The sequence below is a fragment of the Halobacteriovorax sp. genome (assembly GCF_041587335.1).
GTDB lineage: Bacteria > Bdellovibrionota > Bacteriovoracia > Bacteriovoracales > Bacteriovoracaceae > Halobacteriovorax.
On record NZ_JBFGYP010000059.1, the window covers coordinates 1 to 18,408 of the forward strand.

Sequence of the window (18,408 nt, forward strand, 5' to 3'; positions counted from 1 at the left end):
CTTGCAATTAGTGATAGCACAAGAATTGAATCTGCATTCTCAGGACTTGCAACAACAAACCTTAGAATAAATCCTGCTAATACAACAACAGATCCAGTGAGCAGCTGTAGTAACTCACAATGTGCTGCTGAAGGTCTCGACTGTTGTCTTGATGGCCAATGTGTAAATGATGCTGCAATAAAGCCAAATGTAGATATCTCAAGTACAGAGTACTTACAGGCAAAAGCAGAGGTAGAAGTTGATTCTCTTAATTTTTTAAAGTGGCCAAATATTTACTTTATCTGTCCAAATATTGTAAGACCTACTCCATCTGATCCTGTTATTACAGACCCAGATGCCGGTGCCGATGATAGATTTCAAGCCTTACTAAAACAGTATAACTGTCTTACTGGAGCGGAGAATGAAGGTGGTGCAGATTACTCAGCTTGTGAACCTACTTATGATGAAGCTGCTTACACTACAATAAAGTATGATGTATGGGATCAGTGTGGTTGTGAAGCGACAGAAGAAGATAGAGATACAAAATGTCCTGACTTCGGACTTCAAGCAGAGCTAGATGATAACGATGAAATAATAGAAATAATATGTAAGGTTCCTGCAGCTCCAAGTGACCCTACTCCTGTGCAATACTTAAATGAGCCTGTATCAGTTAGAAGTGTTCCACATAGATTTTTTGATACTACAGGAAAACTTTGGGATGATCTTACGGAGATAAGCAGTACTTCCACAATTCAAGAAGGGCAGGCATTTGCCTATACAGATACTTCAAGTAAGACAGACCCTAACCCAACTCAGTTCAGTATGAATGCGATACTAGGTCCAATGAATGCACAATTGACTGGAGCAATGCCAGCAACACAGCTAGATGTTGAATTTGACCAGGTCTACGTTATTTCAGTAAATAGTGGTTACTACACTCCATGTCCTCAGTGTGCTGATGACTCGTGGTTTTCAACATTTAAGTCTCATCCATCTTCATACTACGGAACAGGACTTCAATCAGTTGGACATACGACTTCAAGAGATAGCTATAGCAATAATACAAACTCTGGAAACTATGAAGATACAATCTTTGGTAGAGCATGTTGGCTTCCACCAACAATGATCCCATTTAGCCATAACCCGAATACTAATTTAACAACACAAAGAATGAATAGACTCACTACTCAAGCCGCTCTCTATGCAAATGGTTATCAAAGAGACTGGTTTGGATTTAATAAGGGTGCTCTAATTGGATCTTTCAATGGTGTAAACTGGTTCGCTATCGGTAAAGGAAGAAGAGTGACTTCTACTTCTACTAAACTCTACTTAGCAATAAATGGAGCGTTCGCTGACCTTGCAGATAAGACAGATATTCTAGTGAACGTAGTTACAGATCAAGGTGGTGACACTGCAGCTGATTACGACTATAACCCTAACCTAACTCTAGATGATGCACGTCAAAACTATGGAGCTTCTTGCCAAGAGGCACACCAATGTAATGTCGACAGTGACTGTATTACAAAACTGGGCTGGGAATATGCATGTGCAGATGTTAGTCAGCATAGATCAAAATGGCCTAGCTTTGATCTTAATGGAAATGAAAAAGTTGGAGAAGAAAATGACTCCCTTTCATTTAGCCAAATAATATTTGGAACTCAACCTTCTACTTCATCAAGTAAGAGATGTGTGTATAGAGGTTCAGGCTCTCTTTGTTCTACGTCTAGAACTGACTTAGGAACAGCTTCAAAACTATTTCAATGTGCCCCAAATTTTTATTGCGCAAAAATGGATGAAGCAGAATTCAATGCTGAAGTCATAAGATCACCAAATATTGTTTCTAATATCTTATTTGGGCAAGAAGCAGATGTTCTTGGAAGACCTAAGTACTACCTAGGTGGAAATGATACTCAATCTTTAGAGTCTAATTTAAAAGTAAATGCCGATGGCACTATTTCATACGACCTATCTCAAGCTCCACAAAATATAGTAGAGACTCAAATAAAACACAATATAGCCGCATACTTCTCAAACAATGAGTCAGATGTTCGACTTGGAGATATTGGAGTCTGTAGACCAGGTAAAGATATAACTCAGCCTACTCAAGAACAAATGCAGCAAACAAAAGATAACCAGGGAAGAACAGATTACATCAATCAAATTTCTTCTTGTGACTCTAGCGCTACTAACGGAATGTTAAGAGCTGCAGCCTGCCCTGTCATTGATGAAGACGGAGACTATGTAGACTCTCCACAAATTGAAGATATTAACGAGCAAAATATGTGTGGAGCAGAATCTGTTTCCACTATCAATGGAAGTCTTCAATCAGTATTTTTTGAAATAGAAGCTGCTGATATAAACTCTCTTCCTTCTCTAGTAGATCCAAGGATTGTTCAAAATGCTTGTTTAAGAAAAGCTGGAGCCGTATGTCAAACAGATCTAGATTGTGGTCCAGGAAAGTTTCATTCAGAGACTGCTCTCTTCTATGATCAAACTCACTTTGGAAATACTGAAGCTGAACATAAATTTTGGCAAGAAGGACTAGTTTGTGGACAAGCTCAACCTAAGCCAAGCTTTACAAGTGATAATTTTGACACATACGATATGTCTCTTAACAGATGTTGTAGAGAGACAGGTGCAACAATAACAATGTTTACTGAAGGACCTACATCTCTTGTCCCAAGCAATGTTTCAAGTAATAATGCTGGATCTGAATTAACGGTAACGAGATACCCACAAAATGGACCATCAGCAGCTGGGAGATACTCACGCTACTCTATAGTTACTGCTCAAGATAATAATGCTGCAGCAATATCTACAGCAATGAGTTCAGAAACCGCTCTAGAAGACTTACATCAAGCTCCTATCGTTGCAGCCAACTCTGCTCCTAAGGCATTTCAGTGGAAAACAATTAACGACACTGCCCAAAGAACATGTTGTGGACGTGGATGGGTAAGAAAATTTGCAGATGGAACAAATGATTGGTCTAACTCAAGTAGACTAAATATCAATCCAAATGACTTTGGTTGCTTGAATACTCAATCTAAACTTCAATTTACTAGCGACCCTGAGGGAGACCTCGGAGTTAACAGTGAAAACTACTATGGTGACTTCTCAAAACTATGCCAATCACCTGCAGATAATGGCGGTTGTATTCAAAACCCAATTGTTAAATCAAATGAGTTTGAAGTCACTGCACCAACAGCAATATCTGTTGCAAACTTAGTTCTAAGTACTCTCCCTGATGAAAACCCTAGTAGTGGGACTCTTCTACAAGTTAATGGGTTAAGCACAGATATTCCTTATATGCCTACTCCACTTAGACATGCTGAAAACCTATCTAGTGAAGGCCCATATAACTATTTTCATAATAGTGACTTTCACCTAGCGATTAGAGTGGTTATCCCTACATATATTTCTGTTCTTAATGATACGAGTCTAGGATTAATTCAAGATGTACGTGTTACTAGAATTAAAGATGGTTCTTCATCTACTACTCTATCTCTAACACCAAAAGCACCAATAACTTGTGATGGAGCTGCTCAGGCCGAGAACACTTACTGTCTCAGAGAAGTAGATGGAAAGGTAGTTCTAGATGTTAGAATTTCACCGGAACAAGCAGGTGGACCAGACGACGCTACAGACGATAACAACTTTGACTACGCAGGTCTTGAAATCGAATTTATGAATCAAAATACTCAACTCGCTTCGACTTACCCTATGGAGCCAGGAAATGACCTCTATTACCTTACAAAGTTAGCAAGACTAGAGTTACTTGGGATTCCACAAGTTGTTTATGAGCCCGTTTATTGTAATTCTGACAAGAGTCAACTCGTAGGTGGAATATATAGCCAAACAACTAGAGCTGCCTTTGACGCAAATTCGTTTGATTATAATGCTTCAAATGATAATGGAAGAAGCATATCTCAAATCTACGATACATCTGTACTAGATACTGAAGCAAACCCTAATGATAGAGTTGTTAATGCTGACGGTATAATTCAAACACAAGTATGGTCAGATAATGAGTTCATGTGTTGTCTCAACCTAGGGGAAGAAACGACAGATGCAGGTCAATGCTGTAGTGGTTACGCACCTGACTCAGATGATGACTCAGCAAGAACATGTAAGCTACCTTCAGGAACTAACCTCAATGTCTACTTTAACAAGTTTGTATCTGGAGATGGAATGGGAGAAGATCAACCTGGTGGCGGTCTTGAAGATTCTGACTTTGTACCTGAGACTGGAGAGATAAAACTAAACTCTACTGCCTACTCTAAAATCAGATCACTTGGTGCAGCATATTGTGGATCAGGAGAAATAAGAGGTGGAGCAGCATTTGGATACTTCTACGCAGAACCTAACACTGGTAACTACTTTCAAAATGGATCTCTAGAGGACAGTAAGATGTGGTCTATAAATGACTCTAACCTCGATTATGACGATGCAAATGATACAGGTTTTGTAAGATTTCTTGAAGGATACCGCTGGAATCATCATACTTATTGTAAATAATCAATTTTTTAATGTAGACGCTCCCTTTAAGCGCCGTTAAAATTACTCTATGTTTAAAATCATGGCCCTACTTTTTACAACTATATTTGCGTCAGAGGTAAAGTTTCTGCCGTATATGGCAGAACATGAGAACCTAGGGTGTCCTACTAACTCAAACTGTTCTAAAAAGATTGGCCTAATTAGGCACCAGTGGACAGGAATTGCCAAATCAAATACTCCCAATAAAATTAAGCGAATGCGATCATTTACTTCCTCTTATGGAGCTCTAATTCCAGTTTGGGGTAGAAGCTCTGCAGAAAAGAATGAAGACCTCATCTTATGGGACTCCTCATGCAAGGGTCATAATAATGAAAAGCTGGAATCTATAAAGTTAATTGAAGTATTTTCTAAAAACTTAAACTCTCTAAAGAAAGAAAAAGACCTACTCGTTCCAAATGTTATTATGACAGCGAGAAAATCTAATAGAATAAGAAGTGTCTTACGAGGCGACGCCCCTATCCTAATAGATGGAGATGATCTTATTTATATAAAAGAAACAGAAGGCTTCTATTACGGCTTAAGATTAAAAGTAAATGGAGAAGTCTCTATTGAAAATGTTCCAAAAGTTCAGAACTATCCAAGTGAAGTTCGCTGCACTGACGAAATAACTAATGAGCTTCTCAACCTAACGAGTATAAAACATCTCTACCAAGGTAGTTATTGTAAGATTATATGGAATAAGAAAAAGAAAAAGTATGAAACACTAGCTTTTGGCTGGAGTTGTGACTAATGAAAAATAAATTCTCTATCTGTGCATTCAATGTTGAAAACCTTTTCCTTCCTCCATATAGTGAAGAAGATTCATATATTTTATATAAATACGAGAAATCAAAAGACAAAGTTGAAAGACTTGCAAAGGCCATCAAAGACATTGATAGCGATATCATCTTTCTTTGTGAAGTTGGTGGAGAAGACTCTTTAAAAAACCTAGTTGAAGTTTACTTGGATAATAATTATCTCTACTCACTTATGCCTGGAAACTCTGAAAGAGGAATTGAGCTTGCTTACCTAATAAAAAAAGGAAGTGAATATACTTTTAAGCATCTTACTCATAAGAGGCGACCACTCAATTTTAACTACCCTCACGAAGAAAAAGAAAATCACTATCAAATGAGTATGGGAAAGAAGCGTGTTTACCCCTCTCACCTTCCTTCTAGAGATATAGCAGAGCTTAGAGTATTTAAAGAAGGTAGTGAAAAGCCTTTTCTTATACTGCTAGGAGTTCATCTAAAGAGTCAGCTCGACAAAGAGGGAATCGATTTTGGAGGAAGACTACGTAGGGCCGCAGAGTTTAAACAGCTAGTAGAAACCTACAATGTACTAAATAAGCGCTACCACCAAAAGGTCCCTATCTTACTTTTAGGAGACTTTAACGGAAAAGCTTGTAGAGAAGAAACAGATCCAGAGTTTCAAAAAATATATGAATCCACAGACCTTGAAGATGTTCTTGAAGTAATCAATGAGCCAAAGGAAGCTAGAGTTAGTATTCACATTTTTGATAAACAAGGTAAAGATCAAGGTCATCAACTCGACTATATTTTTGTCCCAAAAATGCTTCACAAAAAGATTGATGCCAAACATAGTGGCCTTTATAACTATAAGAACGAAGAAGGTGCTCCCTATCCGAGACCTACCTCTCTTTATGAAAGATATCAACTACCATCTGATCACTTCCCTATTGTCTGTACAATTAAAAATTTCCCTAACTAAAGTCAATGACTTAACGTCTCGCAAAATGACTTAAGACCTTCCTATTGGCATATTTTCTAAATGAAATTATTTACACTTATATTACTCTCCGCTCTATCAATCAACTCTTTCTCAAGTACCGTTGCAATTCTAGATAATGGCGTAGACTACACACATAAAGACTTAACTCAAAATATATACCGCAATCACGTGGAAAAAAAGAATGGGAAAGATGACGACCAAAATGGATATATTGACGATATCCTAGGTTGGAACTTCGTAAAAATGAATAATGAAGTCTTTGACTTCACTAGAGAGATCTATCTAACGGAAGATATAGAGAGGTATTACTTTCTACGTGCAAAGAAGTCACTAGGAACAATCTCAGAAGTAGAGACTGATGAATACGATGAATTAAGAAAAGATAGTGATTTAAAAAAGAGAAGAAGTGATTTTGTTTCTTGGATGCATGGAACACACGTAGCAGGAATTGCTGCAAACACAGAGATGCTTCCAAAAGAACTTCATCCAAATGATATAGAGGTAATCTCCATTACCTACTTAGGCAGTGCTGAATATGGACCGGCCCTGGCGCCATCTTTTGAAAGGACTAGCTCTAGTAATATAAAAGAACAAAAAAGACACATTAAAAATTATTGGAACAGTTTTCTTGCCTGGCAATTAAATAAGTTCAAACTTGGAGTTGATTATGCTTCTTCTAAGGCAAGTGTTGTAAATGGTTCTTTTGGTCAAAGCTTTGAAGGTATTCAAGACAGAATGAAAAGCTATTATAAAAAGCAATTTCATCATGAGATGAGTGAATCCGACTCATTCGATGAAACAAAGAAGTTCATGAATAAGCTTATAAGAGAAACTACAAATATTCTTAAAAATTATCCTGACACACTCTTTGTCTTCTCAGCTGGTAATAAAAAGAATGACTCCGACAAGTACATTCACTTTCCTAGTGCTGTGAGACTGAATAATATTTTATCCGTTGGTGCCTCTTTCGATTATAAAGAGATGGCCTACTTCTCAAACTATGGAAAAAAGACTGTTGATATCTTTGCACCAGGAATGGCCATAAGAAGTACTATCCCGAGACAAGATTACTTGAGGACAAATGGGACAAGTCAGGCCGCCCCATTTGTTTCTAATGTTGCAGTAAAGGCACTAGCACAGGCAAACCTACTAGGTATTAAAATTACAATCAATCAATTAAAGAAAATTATACTAGAGACATCACTTAAGAAAGACGATCTAAAATTAAAGTCAGTATCAGAAGGTATTATTTTTCCAGAGAGAGTTTACCAAGCAATTAGGTATTTAAAAAAATACTCTATAAATAAAGCTATAAATAAATCTCTAAAGAAGTACCCGACAAAAGAGATTACTGCCAATAAACATAGTGATCATGCATTACTAATAGAATTACCAACTAATTAAATCGGAAATTTATTCATCATATTCAGACATTTAATTATTAAGATTAAATTATTCAAATTTCATAAAAATCTCCCGATAAGATAAATAGGAATATCTTTATTAAGGAGTGATTTTCCATGCTGAGTAAATCTAATTTTAAAACAGTAGTTGCACTAGGATTAAGTTCTCTAGTAATTTCTTCGTGTTCAACAGGCTATACTTATAAAAAGCCTGAATCATTTGAAGAGAAGATAAGTAGGTACGAAGCTCGTAGTATGAACACTAATATTGTTCCAGAAGTTCAAATTAATGAAAAGTTCTCATATAAAACAAAAAGAAGTAGAGGCCCTGCATCTGTATCTGATACCTCAGACAGAGATGATGGGTTAAATCAGTATAATAATAAACGCCTATACTTTTTAACTCTCTACTCTCAGTACAAAGAGATCATGCCACTTGCGTCTTCCGACACTGTTGGACTTGAGCTTAACCACTGCCCTAGCTTTCATACAAGCTACCTTTCACATAATGAAAGTACACCGATGAGGTCTACCACCAAGGAATATAAGTTACCTTTCAATGATATGAAGATGATGAGTAATTCAAACTTTATGGCCAGTTATCCAGAGTTTTATTTACCAGTAGCAAAAAGTAGTACTAGGCCTAGAGTAATTGATGTTGCTCTCAAAGATAATCTCAGTGCTAAAGAAACAAAAGAACTTATAGAACAGTCTATTAATGTTCACCTATCAAAGACATATAGTGAACTAAGTGAACTATGTGATACAGGTTCAAGTTCAAACTACTATATTTACGAAAACCTAATGACCCATATTAAGAGTAGAAATAAGATCTCGGCCGATAAGAGTGGTCTTCAAACATTATTTAAAACAACTCTCTTTTCAAATATGGCATTAACAAACTCTATCAAGAAACACCAAAAGACTAAATCTAGAGGGATAGCTTCATTCGCTCAAAAGCAGAGCTTTGATAAGGAAGTCATCAAAAGACTTGAAGTACCTTGGGTAGAGAGCTACCTACAGAGTAAATAATTCAATCCAAGGCCCTAATAAGGGCCTTTTTTCATCTATATGCTATAATTCAAACATGACAAAGAAAGTAATCGTAAGCGCTTGTCTTGCCGGGCTAAACTGCCGGTATGATGGGGACAATAAGAAGCGTAATGACATTGTAGAGATGGTTAAGCGCGGAGAGGCAATCCCAGTATGCCCAGAGCAGTTGGGAGGTCTAAGTACCCCAAGAGAGCCCGCAGAGGGTGTAGAAGAAAAGGTACTCACTGTAAGTGGTCGAGATGTCACATTCGAGTATAATAAGGGAGCTGCTGAGGCCTTACTAATTGCTCAACTTACAGGGGCAACAGAAGCCCTTCTTAAGAGTAAATCCCCAATGTGTGGAGCTGGTTTAGTATACGATGGTACCTTTAGTGGAAAAATGAAAGAAGATGACGGTATATTCACTAAACTATTAAAAGAGTCCTCTATAAAAGTAACCCCAGTAGATTAAAGGTTTGTTGGAAACTCTAGTGTAATTCTCGTATTTGGCCATGAATTATCAATATATAAGCTCCCCTTGTGCTCAATCGCAGTCGAAATAGAAATACTAAGACCTAATCCGGTCCCCTCGCCAATATCTTTAGTTGTGTAAAAAGGCTCAAACATACGCTCTTGAACTTCTTTCGGTATGCCTTTCCCACAGTCAACAACAGATATAGAAATTCGTTCTTCATCTTTTGTGACTATGATCTTAATCCACGGTTTACTCATTGCTTTAATTTCATCGGAGGCGTTATTAAGGAGGTTAATTATAACTTGTGTAATTTTAACTTCTTGGCACCTAACACTTGTACTTGAATCAACACCTATAAACTCAGTAGATACATCAATCCCTTTTTCATTTAAAGACATTTGGCAAAGATCTAATACACGCTCTAACATAGAGTGAATGACAACGTCCTCAAAAGTCTCTTCAGAGGGATCTCTTGAAAGTCTTTTTAAAGAAGTTATGGTTTTCGTCATTCTATCAACTGTTCTATTAATCATACTTGTAAAGTGCTGCAACCTCTCAATATTTAGATCATTATCTTTTAATAAGTTCTCAATTTTCTTCCCACTAAATGATAAAACAGTCAGTGGGTTATTAACCTCATGTGCAATATTAGCGGCCATTTCACCTAAGCTTGCAAGGCGTGCAGAGTTTATTGACGCGGCTTTCTGAAGTTGTATTTCTCGCTCTTGCCTCTGAATCTTTTCATTAGTTTCTGTATTCGCCTTTTCAACTCTATCAAGCATATTATTAATAGAGTCTTTTACATAATCAAGTTCATCAATATTTCGACTTCTCTTTTTTAAAACTAGTTTTTCAATACTTTCAGAATTCAAGTCAACATCTTTTAGAAATTTCACGATGTAGTCTAAGTGCTTTGTAATAAAGATTCGAAATAAATAAAGCATTGTGAGTATGATCATTAAGGTTTTTACTAATTGAGCAAAGAAAAAATAAATAAGTCTAGAAATTAGGTTTTCATTGATATGCACATTTGTTGCCCAAATAACTAGGTTTCCTAAATTATACTCAGTCCCCTCATCTACTATGCCTAAAGGAAACTTTGTAGAAAATTTCTCGATATCTTGGAAGCCAGGCTTACTATTTTGATAATAAACCCTTCCATCTTGATCGTAGATGGCCACTCCAACAAAGTCTCGAAGTGTAAGAATTGAGTCTAATTGTACTTGAATCTGAAGACTATCTAGATTCCATAGAGATCTCGATAAAGAATTTGAGCTTGAGCTACCAATATGAGTAAGAGTTTGTAGTACATAGTTAATATCTCTCTTATATTCTATATAGTATTGAAAAGCTGTAGTAATAAGCGTGATGAAAGATGAGACTAGCAATATTGCAATCATTAACTTACGTCTAAGAGATACAAAACGATTGAAACTATTTCTTGTATTATTGTTCATAACTTAGTCTGTTCTTAAAAATTTAAAAGGTCTACTACATATATAAAAGTGAGAGTATATAAAAAAAGGCCTCACATTCGTGAGGCCCCCATTATGCAGTATAATTTTTAAACTTTCAATTAACCGATAAGCTTAAGGGCTGCTTGTCCTTGAGAGTTAGACTGTGCAAGAACCGAAGTACCAGCATTAGTAAGAATATTAAGTTTAGTATTCTTAGCAGTCTCTGCAGCAAAGTCAGTATCTCTGATACGAGAGTTTGCAGCATTTAAGTTCTCAGAAGTTACTTGTAGGTTATTAATCGTAGAACTTAATCTGTTCTGCTTTGCACCTAGCTCTGCTCTTTGTCCTGAAACCATTTGAATTGCAGAATCTAATGACTCTAGCCCAACTTGAGCATCTTCTTTAGAAGATACGCTTAATCCATCAACTCCCATATTTGAGATAGAAGAATTAAGAGTTTGAGTATCAAATGAGATTCTATCCTGGAATTCATCGTTATTTATACCGATTTGGAAGTCATACTTATCTCCAGCTCCATTTAACAGCTTCTTACCGTTAAACTCTGTCACTTGAGAAATACGCTCCATCTCTTGCTTTAAGTTTTGATATTCTAAATCTGTAAACTTTCTTTCAGAATCCCCTACAGTATCAGAAGCAGATTGAATTGAAAGTTCTCTCATTCTTGTTAAGATGTTACCAATTTCTGATAAACCGCCTTCTGCAGTTTGAATCATTGAGATACCATCGTTAGCATTTCTTTCAGCTTGATTAGTTGATTTAATCTGAGCTTTCATTTTCTCTGAAATTGCTAAACCTGCAGCATCATCTGCTGAACGTACAATTCTTGTACCAGAAGATAATTTGTTTAAAGTTTTAGCTTGTTCAGTGTTGTTGTTACCCAAAGTTCTTTGAGCAGATAGTGATGTTGTGTTAGTCGCAATACGCAAACCCATATGATTCCTCCTTGTTAGTCCGTCCTTTCTAAGACTTGATCACCATACCGTGAGGATCAATAAGCATACTGCTATAGATGAATTTTAATGAAACAGTCGTTGTGACCTTTGTTTCATAAAACTATTCGGACGGGCTTGAATATACTTAAGACTTTTTTTAAATATTATTAAAAATAATACCCGACAAAAAAGCTATCTAAGTCTCTAATTTTTTTCACTATATAAGGAGAAAGTCCATAAACTTTAGAAGATGAAATGACGATAAAGTACTATGAGTTCGAAACCATTAATTTTTATATATCCCCTTTCAGAGACAATGAAAAAGCTTAAAGAAGCTGTCGAAGAAATATCTGAAGCAGAGGGAGTTGAGGTTTATGAGGTTGATGACCTCTCTGAAATTTCTCAATTAGTTCCAACAGTTGGACAATCTTTATCAATATACGGAACACCTAAAAAATGTGCAATGTCTCTGAAGGCCCTTAGGAAGGTAAATGCAAAGCTGAATTCAAAAGTACTTCTTATAAGTGAAAAAGGTATTCCGAGAAAAACACTGGATAAATTTTCTAAGATTGGACTAACTGAGTTTATTCAAGAACCTGTAGCTGCAAAAACACTACTATACAAAGTAAAGCTACAATTAAAATCAATTGTAAATGAACAGCTAGAGAATGATGAAGAAGCGGGTGTTAAATCTACAGGAGGAACTTCTGAAGAAAATGAAGACTCTATGTATAAGTCCTCTAAGAAAAGTAACAATAAAAATGATGAAGATGGACTCGACTACCTTACTAAAAAAGGAACAAAAAATTCACTAGAGATAGAAGAAGCAATAGAGAAAAAGAAAAAGAACAACTATCACGAAGAAGAAATTGAATCAAACTGGCAAGGAAAAGTAGAAAAAAAAGAAAGTTCTTATGAAGAGGAAGATATCTCCAAAGAGAGAGATCATCAAAATGAAGAATCTATTGATGGTTTTTTACGCGGTAAAGAAGAAAAGAAAGATATTCAGTTAGAAGAAGAGAAAGAAAAAAATAAATATAAAGATGAAATTATAGAGTCTCACCTAAAAGGTAAATTAGAAAAAGAAATCCAAGAAGAAGAGGATGAAGAACCTACCCGTACAAAGGATACATTCTTAGATATCGAAGAAAAAACAAAGCAACTACAAAAAGAGGCTGAAGAGAACTCTACTTACTATAAAGGAAAAATAAAGAAAAATAACGAAGTCGAAGAAGATAATGACCTTTATAAAAGAAAAGAAAGTAAAGATATAGGAATTGAGGAAGATAATCCTGATTACCTAGAAAAAGAAGAGAGTGAAGAAGAATTAGAAAAGAGAAGAAAAAAAGAAACTATAGAATTAGATATTGAAGACAACGATATAAAACAAGAAAAAGAAGAAAATGATAATGAAAAAGAATTAAGAGAGAGAAGAGAAAATAACCTTGAAGAAAATGACAAAAGCTCTACCCCAGAAGGACAGGTAGAGCATTTAGAAAATGAAGATGAAAAAGGTGAAGGCTCTACAGATAAAATAGATAAATACCTAAGAGGTGGGAAAGCTCGCCTAGACGAAGAAGATAACGATGAAGAAAATAGAGACTTAAAAAAAGAATCAGATAACTTATTCGATGAAGATCACAAGAAAGACAAAGAAGAGATCAATTCAGATGAAGAAGACGAAAAAGACTATAAGAATGAGGAAGAAATAAATTTCATCGACAAGGATAAAGAAGAAGATCAATTAGATGAAGAAGATTCCAATGAAATAGATAAAGATTTCTTAAAAAGAAAACAAGATCACACTCTAGATATAGAAGACTCTTTAGAGAAGAAAGAGAAAGAAGATGAAGAATCTAAAGATGGGTACAAAACAAAATCTAATAAAGAGATTGAAGATGATGAAATAAGAAAAAGACGAGAGAAACAACAAGAAGAAGATGAAAAAAAGAATAAAGCTCACGAAGGTGAAGTAGACGACCTTACAAAAGAGAAACTAAAAGCAAACAGCAAGGTTGAGAAAATCCAAACTCACTATAGTAGTGAATCAAGCGTAAGTCATCTAGATGATGATTGGAGTTTTTCTAAATCTGATAAAAAAAATGGCGATGAAGAATCCTCAAGAAGAGAAGAAGACTCTATGAGCTACGGTGACAAAGTAGACCTTGGAGAACAAACTATTGATTATCGAAAGCTGAAAGATGAATTTGGTGGAATCACAATTGAGCGAGAAGGAAATAAACTAAAAAAGACTGGCCCAAAGTACTACGGAGGAGAATCTGGAAAAAAACGATCCTCCCCCACTTATTACAGAGATGACGAAGAATCTTCAGAAGAAATTATTGAAGAGGAAGAAAATAATGATGAAGAAAATTCATTGGATGAGATCTTTGTGCCAGACTCAAAAGGGCTCGAACACGTGGTACGAGTATTAAACTTTTATAACTCCGATGATTCTGCTGAGGAATACACATTTAAATATGTCTTTAAAATAATTCAGCAAAACTTCAATGGTGAGGCCGTATTATTCTTTTATGATGAAAAGAAAGGTCAATGCATAGAAGCTAGTAAATCTCTTGATTTACTAAGTGAAATTGAAAAAGAGGAAAAGAATCCTGAGTGGAAAGAACTAAAATCAAATAATCTTAGCTCTTGGAAAGATACAAAGCTTCCAACATGGAGTGATCCAACATTTCAGAGCCCATCCATTCAATTCATATATCCTTTTTACGAGGGAACAAGCCTTATGGGGTTTACTGTAACTTGGTTCAATTCAAACTTTGATGAAAACAGATGTAAAGAGCTTGAAGTAACACTAGAGTCTTTAAGAGGGTTTATAATTTCAAATTTTAGAAAAGACATGAATACAGGAGAATACCTTGGATCTGAAAACAAAAAGATGGAAAAAAAGAATCCTGTAAAATCCTTCTTTGGAAAGCTATTTGGAAGGAAAGCATCATAATGAGTGTACTAAACAATTACTTTTTTATTTCACAAGAAATTTTAGGTAATAAAAAAATTTTCCCCTATCACCTATTTGTTTACAATTCTAATAATGGAAGTATTAGCCCTTTCTTAAAAGCAAACAGTCCACTTATTACAGATAAGCTCGATTTTCTTGAGTTTATATTAAGTAAAGGTGGAAAACTGGCAGTCGATAAGAAACAAAAGCAAATATTTCTAACTACTCATAGCTTAAGGGAAGAAGATGTCGAAGGACTCCAAGAGGTTGTTCACCATCTAGAAGAGAAAAGAATTCAAAAAATTCAAGACCTAAAAGAGCAAGTAGATATTAGCGGTGAAGTAAAGTTTAAAGAAGAGTTTCTTAACGCTGTTAAGAACGATGATTACTCAAGCATGATTGAAAGAGTAAGAATGGAGACGGAAACTTTTAGTGTTAGGGTATCCCACACTGTCAGTCTAGCAATATATCTAAGTGAAACACTTTTAATAGAAGATAGTTTTGTTAATAGAATTGTTGCTGTGTCTTACTACCTTGCTAAAAATTGCGATATGAAAGATGAAGAGACTTTAGGAGATCTGATTTGTGCAGCCTTCTTTAGTCATATAGGAATGACCCAACTTGATTACAATTTAGGTCATAAGCCACAAATAGAGTATAATAAAACTGAGAAGAAAGAATATAGGAAACACCCTAACCTATCACATCACTTACTCAACAAAAGTGAGGTAGATCTTAGCAATAGGTGTATGAACATAATATTTCAACATCATGAAAGAAATGATGGTTCTGGGTTCCCAATGTATAAGAAAGGTGAACATATTGATCAACTTTCATTAATACTTGGAGCAGTATCTCATATATTTGAGTACTCAGAAGGAAAAGTAACTGGAACGAAGACAGATATGAAAACAATTATAAGAAACTTGAAAAATAAGACCTTCTCAGCTGGACTAGAGTTCGAGTTTGGAGATAAAATATACGAAAGTTTAATTTACATATTAAATACAGATTCTGAAATAGAAGAATCTGCTTAGGAGATAAAATGGCACTTAAAAGTGATATGAAAATTCTTGTTATTGATGACATGGCAACAATGAGAAAAATTATCAAAAACATGCTTCAACAAATTGGATTTAAAAACATTACAGAAGCTGACGATGGCGCGACCGCATGGCCTATGATTCAAGAAGCACTTGATAGCCCTGAGCCATACGAGTTCATAGTATCAGATTGGAATATGCCGCAAATGAGTGGTTTAGATTTACTTAAAAAAGTAAGAGAAACAGAAGCACTCAAAAAGCTACCGTTCTTAATGATTACGGCAGAGGCAGAGCAAGGTAATGTTGTAATAGCTGTAAAAGCTGGTGTTAGTAACTTTATAGTTAAACCATTCTCAGCAGCAGTTCTAAAAGAAAAAATAGAAAAGATTTTTTAATAAGGATCTAGCATGAGCTTACTAAATGACCCATCAATGAAAGAGGTTGTTGATGAATTCTGTGATGAATCGTTACAACTCTTCAATGAGTTGGAAGAAATTCTAGAAGAGTTTGAAGACGACCCTACACAAACAGAGAAGCTCGAGCAATTCGGGCAAATTATTGATCGTGTCATGGGATCTGCAAAAACAATTGGTGCCGATGAGATTGCAACTTTTTGCGAGCTCGGAAAGGCAATTGGTTATAAATCAAGCCAAGTTAATGACAGAGCTCTTCTTGAAGTGGTTTGTGCAATAATGTTCGATTCATTAGAGCTCTTAAAAAAAATGATATTACAAATAAAAGAAGGAAATAGTTCTTCTTTTGAAGAAACTAGTTCGACAGCATTTGTAACTAGGCTAAAGTGGCTTAAAGAAAAATTTAACGATATAGAGCGAGCCTCTTGCGCTGCTGACCCTGACGCAAACCTTTCACAAACATCTATAGATGATTTGATGAGTAGTCTTGGGTTATAACTGGAGAATGAATATATGAGTAATCAAAGTAATTTTTTAACTTTTTCAAAACCTTTCATTGATGCAGCAAAGAATGTTTTTGAAACGATGGTTTTTACAAAGCTTGATCCACAAAAGCCTCAAATAAAAACTGATTCTATATCAAGAGGAGATATATCAGCTGTCCTTGGTTTAAATGGTGATGTTGAAGTTGATGGACAGAAAAAAACATATAAGGCAATGCTTGTTATATCTTGGCCATACGATACATACTTCAAGGTTGCGAGTGCAATGTTAATGGATACATTCACAGAATATGATGATGAAATTGCAGATGTTGGTGGAGAGATATGTAATATGATTATGGGTAACGCTAAAAGAGATTTAGCAACTCAAGGCTATACTTCAAACATGGCCATTCCTTCTATGATTGAAGGGGCAAAACATAAGATATCATACCCCGCAGGAACAACAGTAATTTTAATTCCTATAAAGTCCGCTCACGGAGAAATGTATATTGAACTCTGCTACAGTCAAGCTGATTAAGAGAACTCTTCATAGGGGAGATCAGATCTCCCCTTCCATATATTTAAATTAATATCGTATTCCATTTCCTTCAAATCTAACACATCGACCTGTGCAAACGAAAGCTGCTCGCCAGAAGGATTTTTCCCGAAATCTAAATTATACATTCGAGTCCATGTTCCCGTATTTATAAATATACCACCTTCACTAAAAGACCTAAATATTGGATCATGTGTATGCCCTACAATTAAGCATTGTGCTTCTGGCCTCTCTTTAAAGAAGTCCATTGTAAGGGTATCGTAATCTTTAAAAAGCTCTAATTCATTCATACAGTGCTTATACATTTTTTTTAAGCTTCTCTCTTGCTTAAACAGATAAATAGAGCGAACCATTATAAAGTAATAGCTTGTTGCAAATAGAAACCTAAGGGTAAAAAATGTATCATATATCAGACCATTGATTATAAACTTACGTATAGGTCTCACAGCATTTACATGGTCTCTTTCTTCTTTAAATTTATTTATTACTCTTGTCACATAGTAAGAGCCCCACGGAGGTAGAAAGTACTTCTCTCCATCCTCAGACTCTACTATCGACTTAACTGGATGAAAGTGGTGAGCTAATTCATACTCATGCCCATGCTTTAAAATAACACCAGGAACAGGAATATACTCTCCATTATTATTTAATTGTATTTCTACTCTGCATCTATTTTTTTTATCAAAGAGTTCATAAAATCTTTCTCTAAGTGACTCAAAAACAAATTCTGCATCATGGTTACCAATTATATAGACTAATTTCTTATTTTTTTGAGAAACAAATCGATCTAAGGCCTCTAGGACCTCTGAATGAGCATTAATGATCATTTCAAGTTTACTTAATGCTGCTTTTTCACTCCAAAATTCATCATCGAAAAAATTAACAAATGGTACAGCCAAAAGATCAAATAGGTCACCGTTAATAATTAACTCAACCTCCCTATTTAAGTAGTCGTCAGCTGAATAAAAATCCAAAAAATCGACAAGTTCTTTATCAAAATGAAAGTCTTCTAGATAGTTTCTTTTACCATTTACCATTACTCCTGCACCTAAGTGAATGTCAGAAATAACAAGTATCGACTTATCTATTTTATTCTTTCGAAGGAATCTCATATGCTTTCTTTCCAAAGTCTAGTATCACCTTTTGAAATGAAGGTGATAGTGGGATGAAGTAGTATTTAGTATCTTTTTGAAACTCTAATTCAATAGATTTATACTTTCCAGGTTTAATTGTAACCAGCTTCCTAAGTGAACCTCTGTCCGTAGTAACCTCACCTATCAACTTAACGAGAGTTTTATTTTCAATAATTACACTGACTTTCTCAGTCTTCTTTACTGGAGATAAGACTTTAAACTTATTGGTAAA

At 35.3% G+C, this 18,408-nt stretch carries 15 protein-coding genes; 11 read left to right on the forward strand and 4 right to left on the reverse strand.

Features of this window, described 5'->3' with window-relative positions:
• The 6 genes from ABX784_RS09725 to ABX784_RS09750 form a co-directional block, all read left to right on the forward strand.
• Positions 1–4,494, forward strand: a 4,494-nt coding sequence (locus ABX784_RS09725) for a hypothetical protein (RefSeq protein ID WP_372654836.1), incomplete at its 5' end; no start/stop codon positions are given.
• A 49-nt stretch (positions 4,495–4,543) separates the two neighbouring features.
• Complete coding sequence (locus ABX784_RS09730; protein WP_372654837.1) at positions 4,544–5,263, forward strand: hypothetical protein; 720 nt, start codon at positions 4,544–4,546, stop codon at positions 5,261–5,263.
• Positions 5,263–6,243, forward strand: coding sequence for a hypothetical protein (locus tag ABX784_RS09735; RefSeq protein ID WP_372654838.1), 981 nt, complete (start codon positions 5,263–5,265; stop codon positions 6,241–6,243). The genes ABX784_RS09730 and ABX784_RS09735 overlap by 1 nt, the downstream gene beginning before the upstream one ends.
• A 60-nt stretch (positions 6,244–6,303) precedes the next feature.
• A complete protein-coding gene (locus tag ABX784_RS09740) occupies positions 6,304–7,668 on the forward strand; it encodes a S8 family serine peptidase (protein WP_372654839.1) in 1,365 nt (454 codons plus the stop codon).
• A 116-nt stretch (positions 7,669–7,784) separates the two neighbouring features.
• Positions 7,785–8,699 (forward strand): hypothetical protein, encoded by a 915-nt coding sequence (locus ABX784_RS09745; protein ID WP_372654840.1) that lies wholly within the window; start codon positions 7,785–7,787, stop codon positions 8,697–8,699.
• Positions 8,700–8,754: 55 nt separating this feature from the next.
• Positions 8,755–9,171 (forward strand): DUF523 domain-containing protein, encoded by a 417-nt coding sequence (locus ABX784_RS09750; protein ID WP_372654841.1) that lies wholly within the window; start codon positions 8,755–8,757, stop codon positions 9,169–9,171.
• Here the strand turns inward: ABX784_RS09750 and ABX784_RS09755 are convergent.
• Together ABX784_RS09755 and ABX784_RS09760 are read right to left on the reverse strand one after the other, a co-directional pair.
• Positions 9,168–10,631 carry a sensor histidine kinase gene (locus tag ABX784_RS09755; RefSeq protein ID WP_372654842.1) on the reverse strand — a complete coding sequence of 488 codons (1,464 nt, stop codon included), beginning with the start codon at positions 10,629–10,631 and terminating at the stop codon, positions 9,168–9,170. The genes ABX784_RS09750 and ABX784_RS09755 overlap by 4 nt on opposite strands.
• Positions 10,632–10,750: 119 nt before the next feature.
• Complete coding sequence (locus tag ABX784_RS09760; RefSeq protein ID WP_372654843.1) at positions 10,751–11,584, reverse strand: flagellin; 834 nt, start codon at positions 11,582–11,584, stop codon at positions 10,751–10,753.
• A 316-nt stretch (positions 11,585–11,900) separates the two neighbouring features.
• Between ABX784_RS09760 and ABX784_RS09765 the strand changes: the two genes are divergently transcribed.
• From ABX784_RS09765 to ABX784_RS09785, 5 genes are read left to right on the forward strand one after another with little or no spacing between them, the layout of a single operon-like run.
• Positions 11,901–14,546, forward strand: a complete 2,646-nt coding sequence (locus tag ABX784_RS09765) for a hypothetical protein (protein ID WP_372654844.1) — start codon at positions 11,901–11,903, stop codon at positions 14,544–14,546.
• Positions 14,546–15,583 carry an HD-GYP domain-containing protein gene (locus tag ABX784_RS09770; protein ID WP_372654845.1) on the forward strand — a complete coding sequence of 346 codons (1,038 nt, stop codon included), beginning with the start codon at positions 14,546–14,548 and terminating at the stop codon, positions 15,581–15,583. The genes ABX784_RS09765 and ABX784_RS09770 overlap by 1 nt, the downstream gene beginning before the upstream one ends.
• A gap of 8 nt (positions 15,584–15,591) precedes the next feature.
• Positions 15,592–15,984 carry a response regulator gene (locus ABX784_RS09775; RefSeq protein ID WP_372654846.1) on the forward strand — a complete coding sequence of 131 codons (393 nt, stop codon included), beginning with the start codon at positions 15,592–15,594 and terminating at the stop codon, positions 15,982–15,984.
• A 12-nt stretch (positions 15,985–15,996) separates the two neighbouring features.
• Positions 15,997–16,500 (forward strand): hypothetical protein, encoded by a 504-nt coding sequence (locus ABX784_RS09780; RefSeq protein ID WP_372654848.1) that lies wholly within the window; start codon positions 15,997–15,999, stop codon positions 16,498–16,500.
• A 15-nt stretch (positions 16,501–16,515) separates the two neighbouring features.
• Complete coding sequence (locus tag ABX784_RS09785; protein WP_372654849.1) at positions 16,516–17,025, forward strand: chemotaxis protein CheX; 510 nt, start codon at positions 16,516–16,518, stop codon at positions 17,023–17,025.
• On the opposite strand, the gene ABX784_RS09790 is transcribed toward ABX784_RS09785, so the two are convergent.
• Positions 17,022–18,170: a metallophosphoesterase gene (locus ABX784_RS09790; RefSeq protein ID WP_372654850.1), complete on the reverse strand. Its 1,149-nt coding sequence runs from the start codon at positions 18,168–18,170 to the stop codon at positions 17,022–17,024. The two genes, ABX784_RS09785 and ABX784_RS09790, sit on opposite strands and share 4 nt — an antisense overlap.
• On the reverse strand, positions 18,133–18,408 hold a 276-nt coding region (locus ABX784_RS09795; protein ID WP_372654851.1), incomplete at its 5' end, for a hypothetical protein. The genes ABX784_RS09795 and ABX784_RS09790, both read right to left, overlap by 38 nt.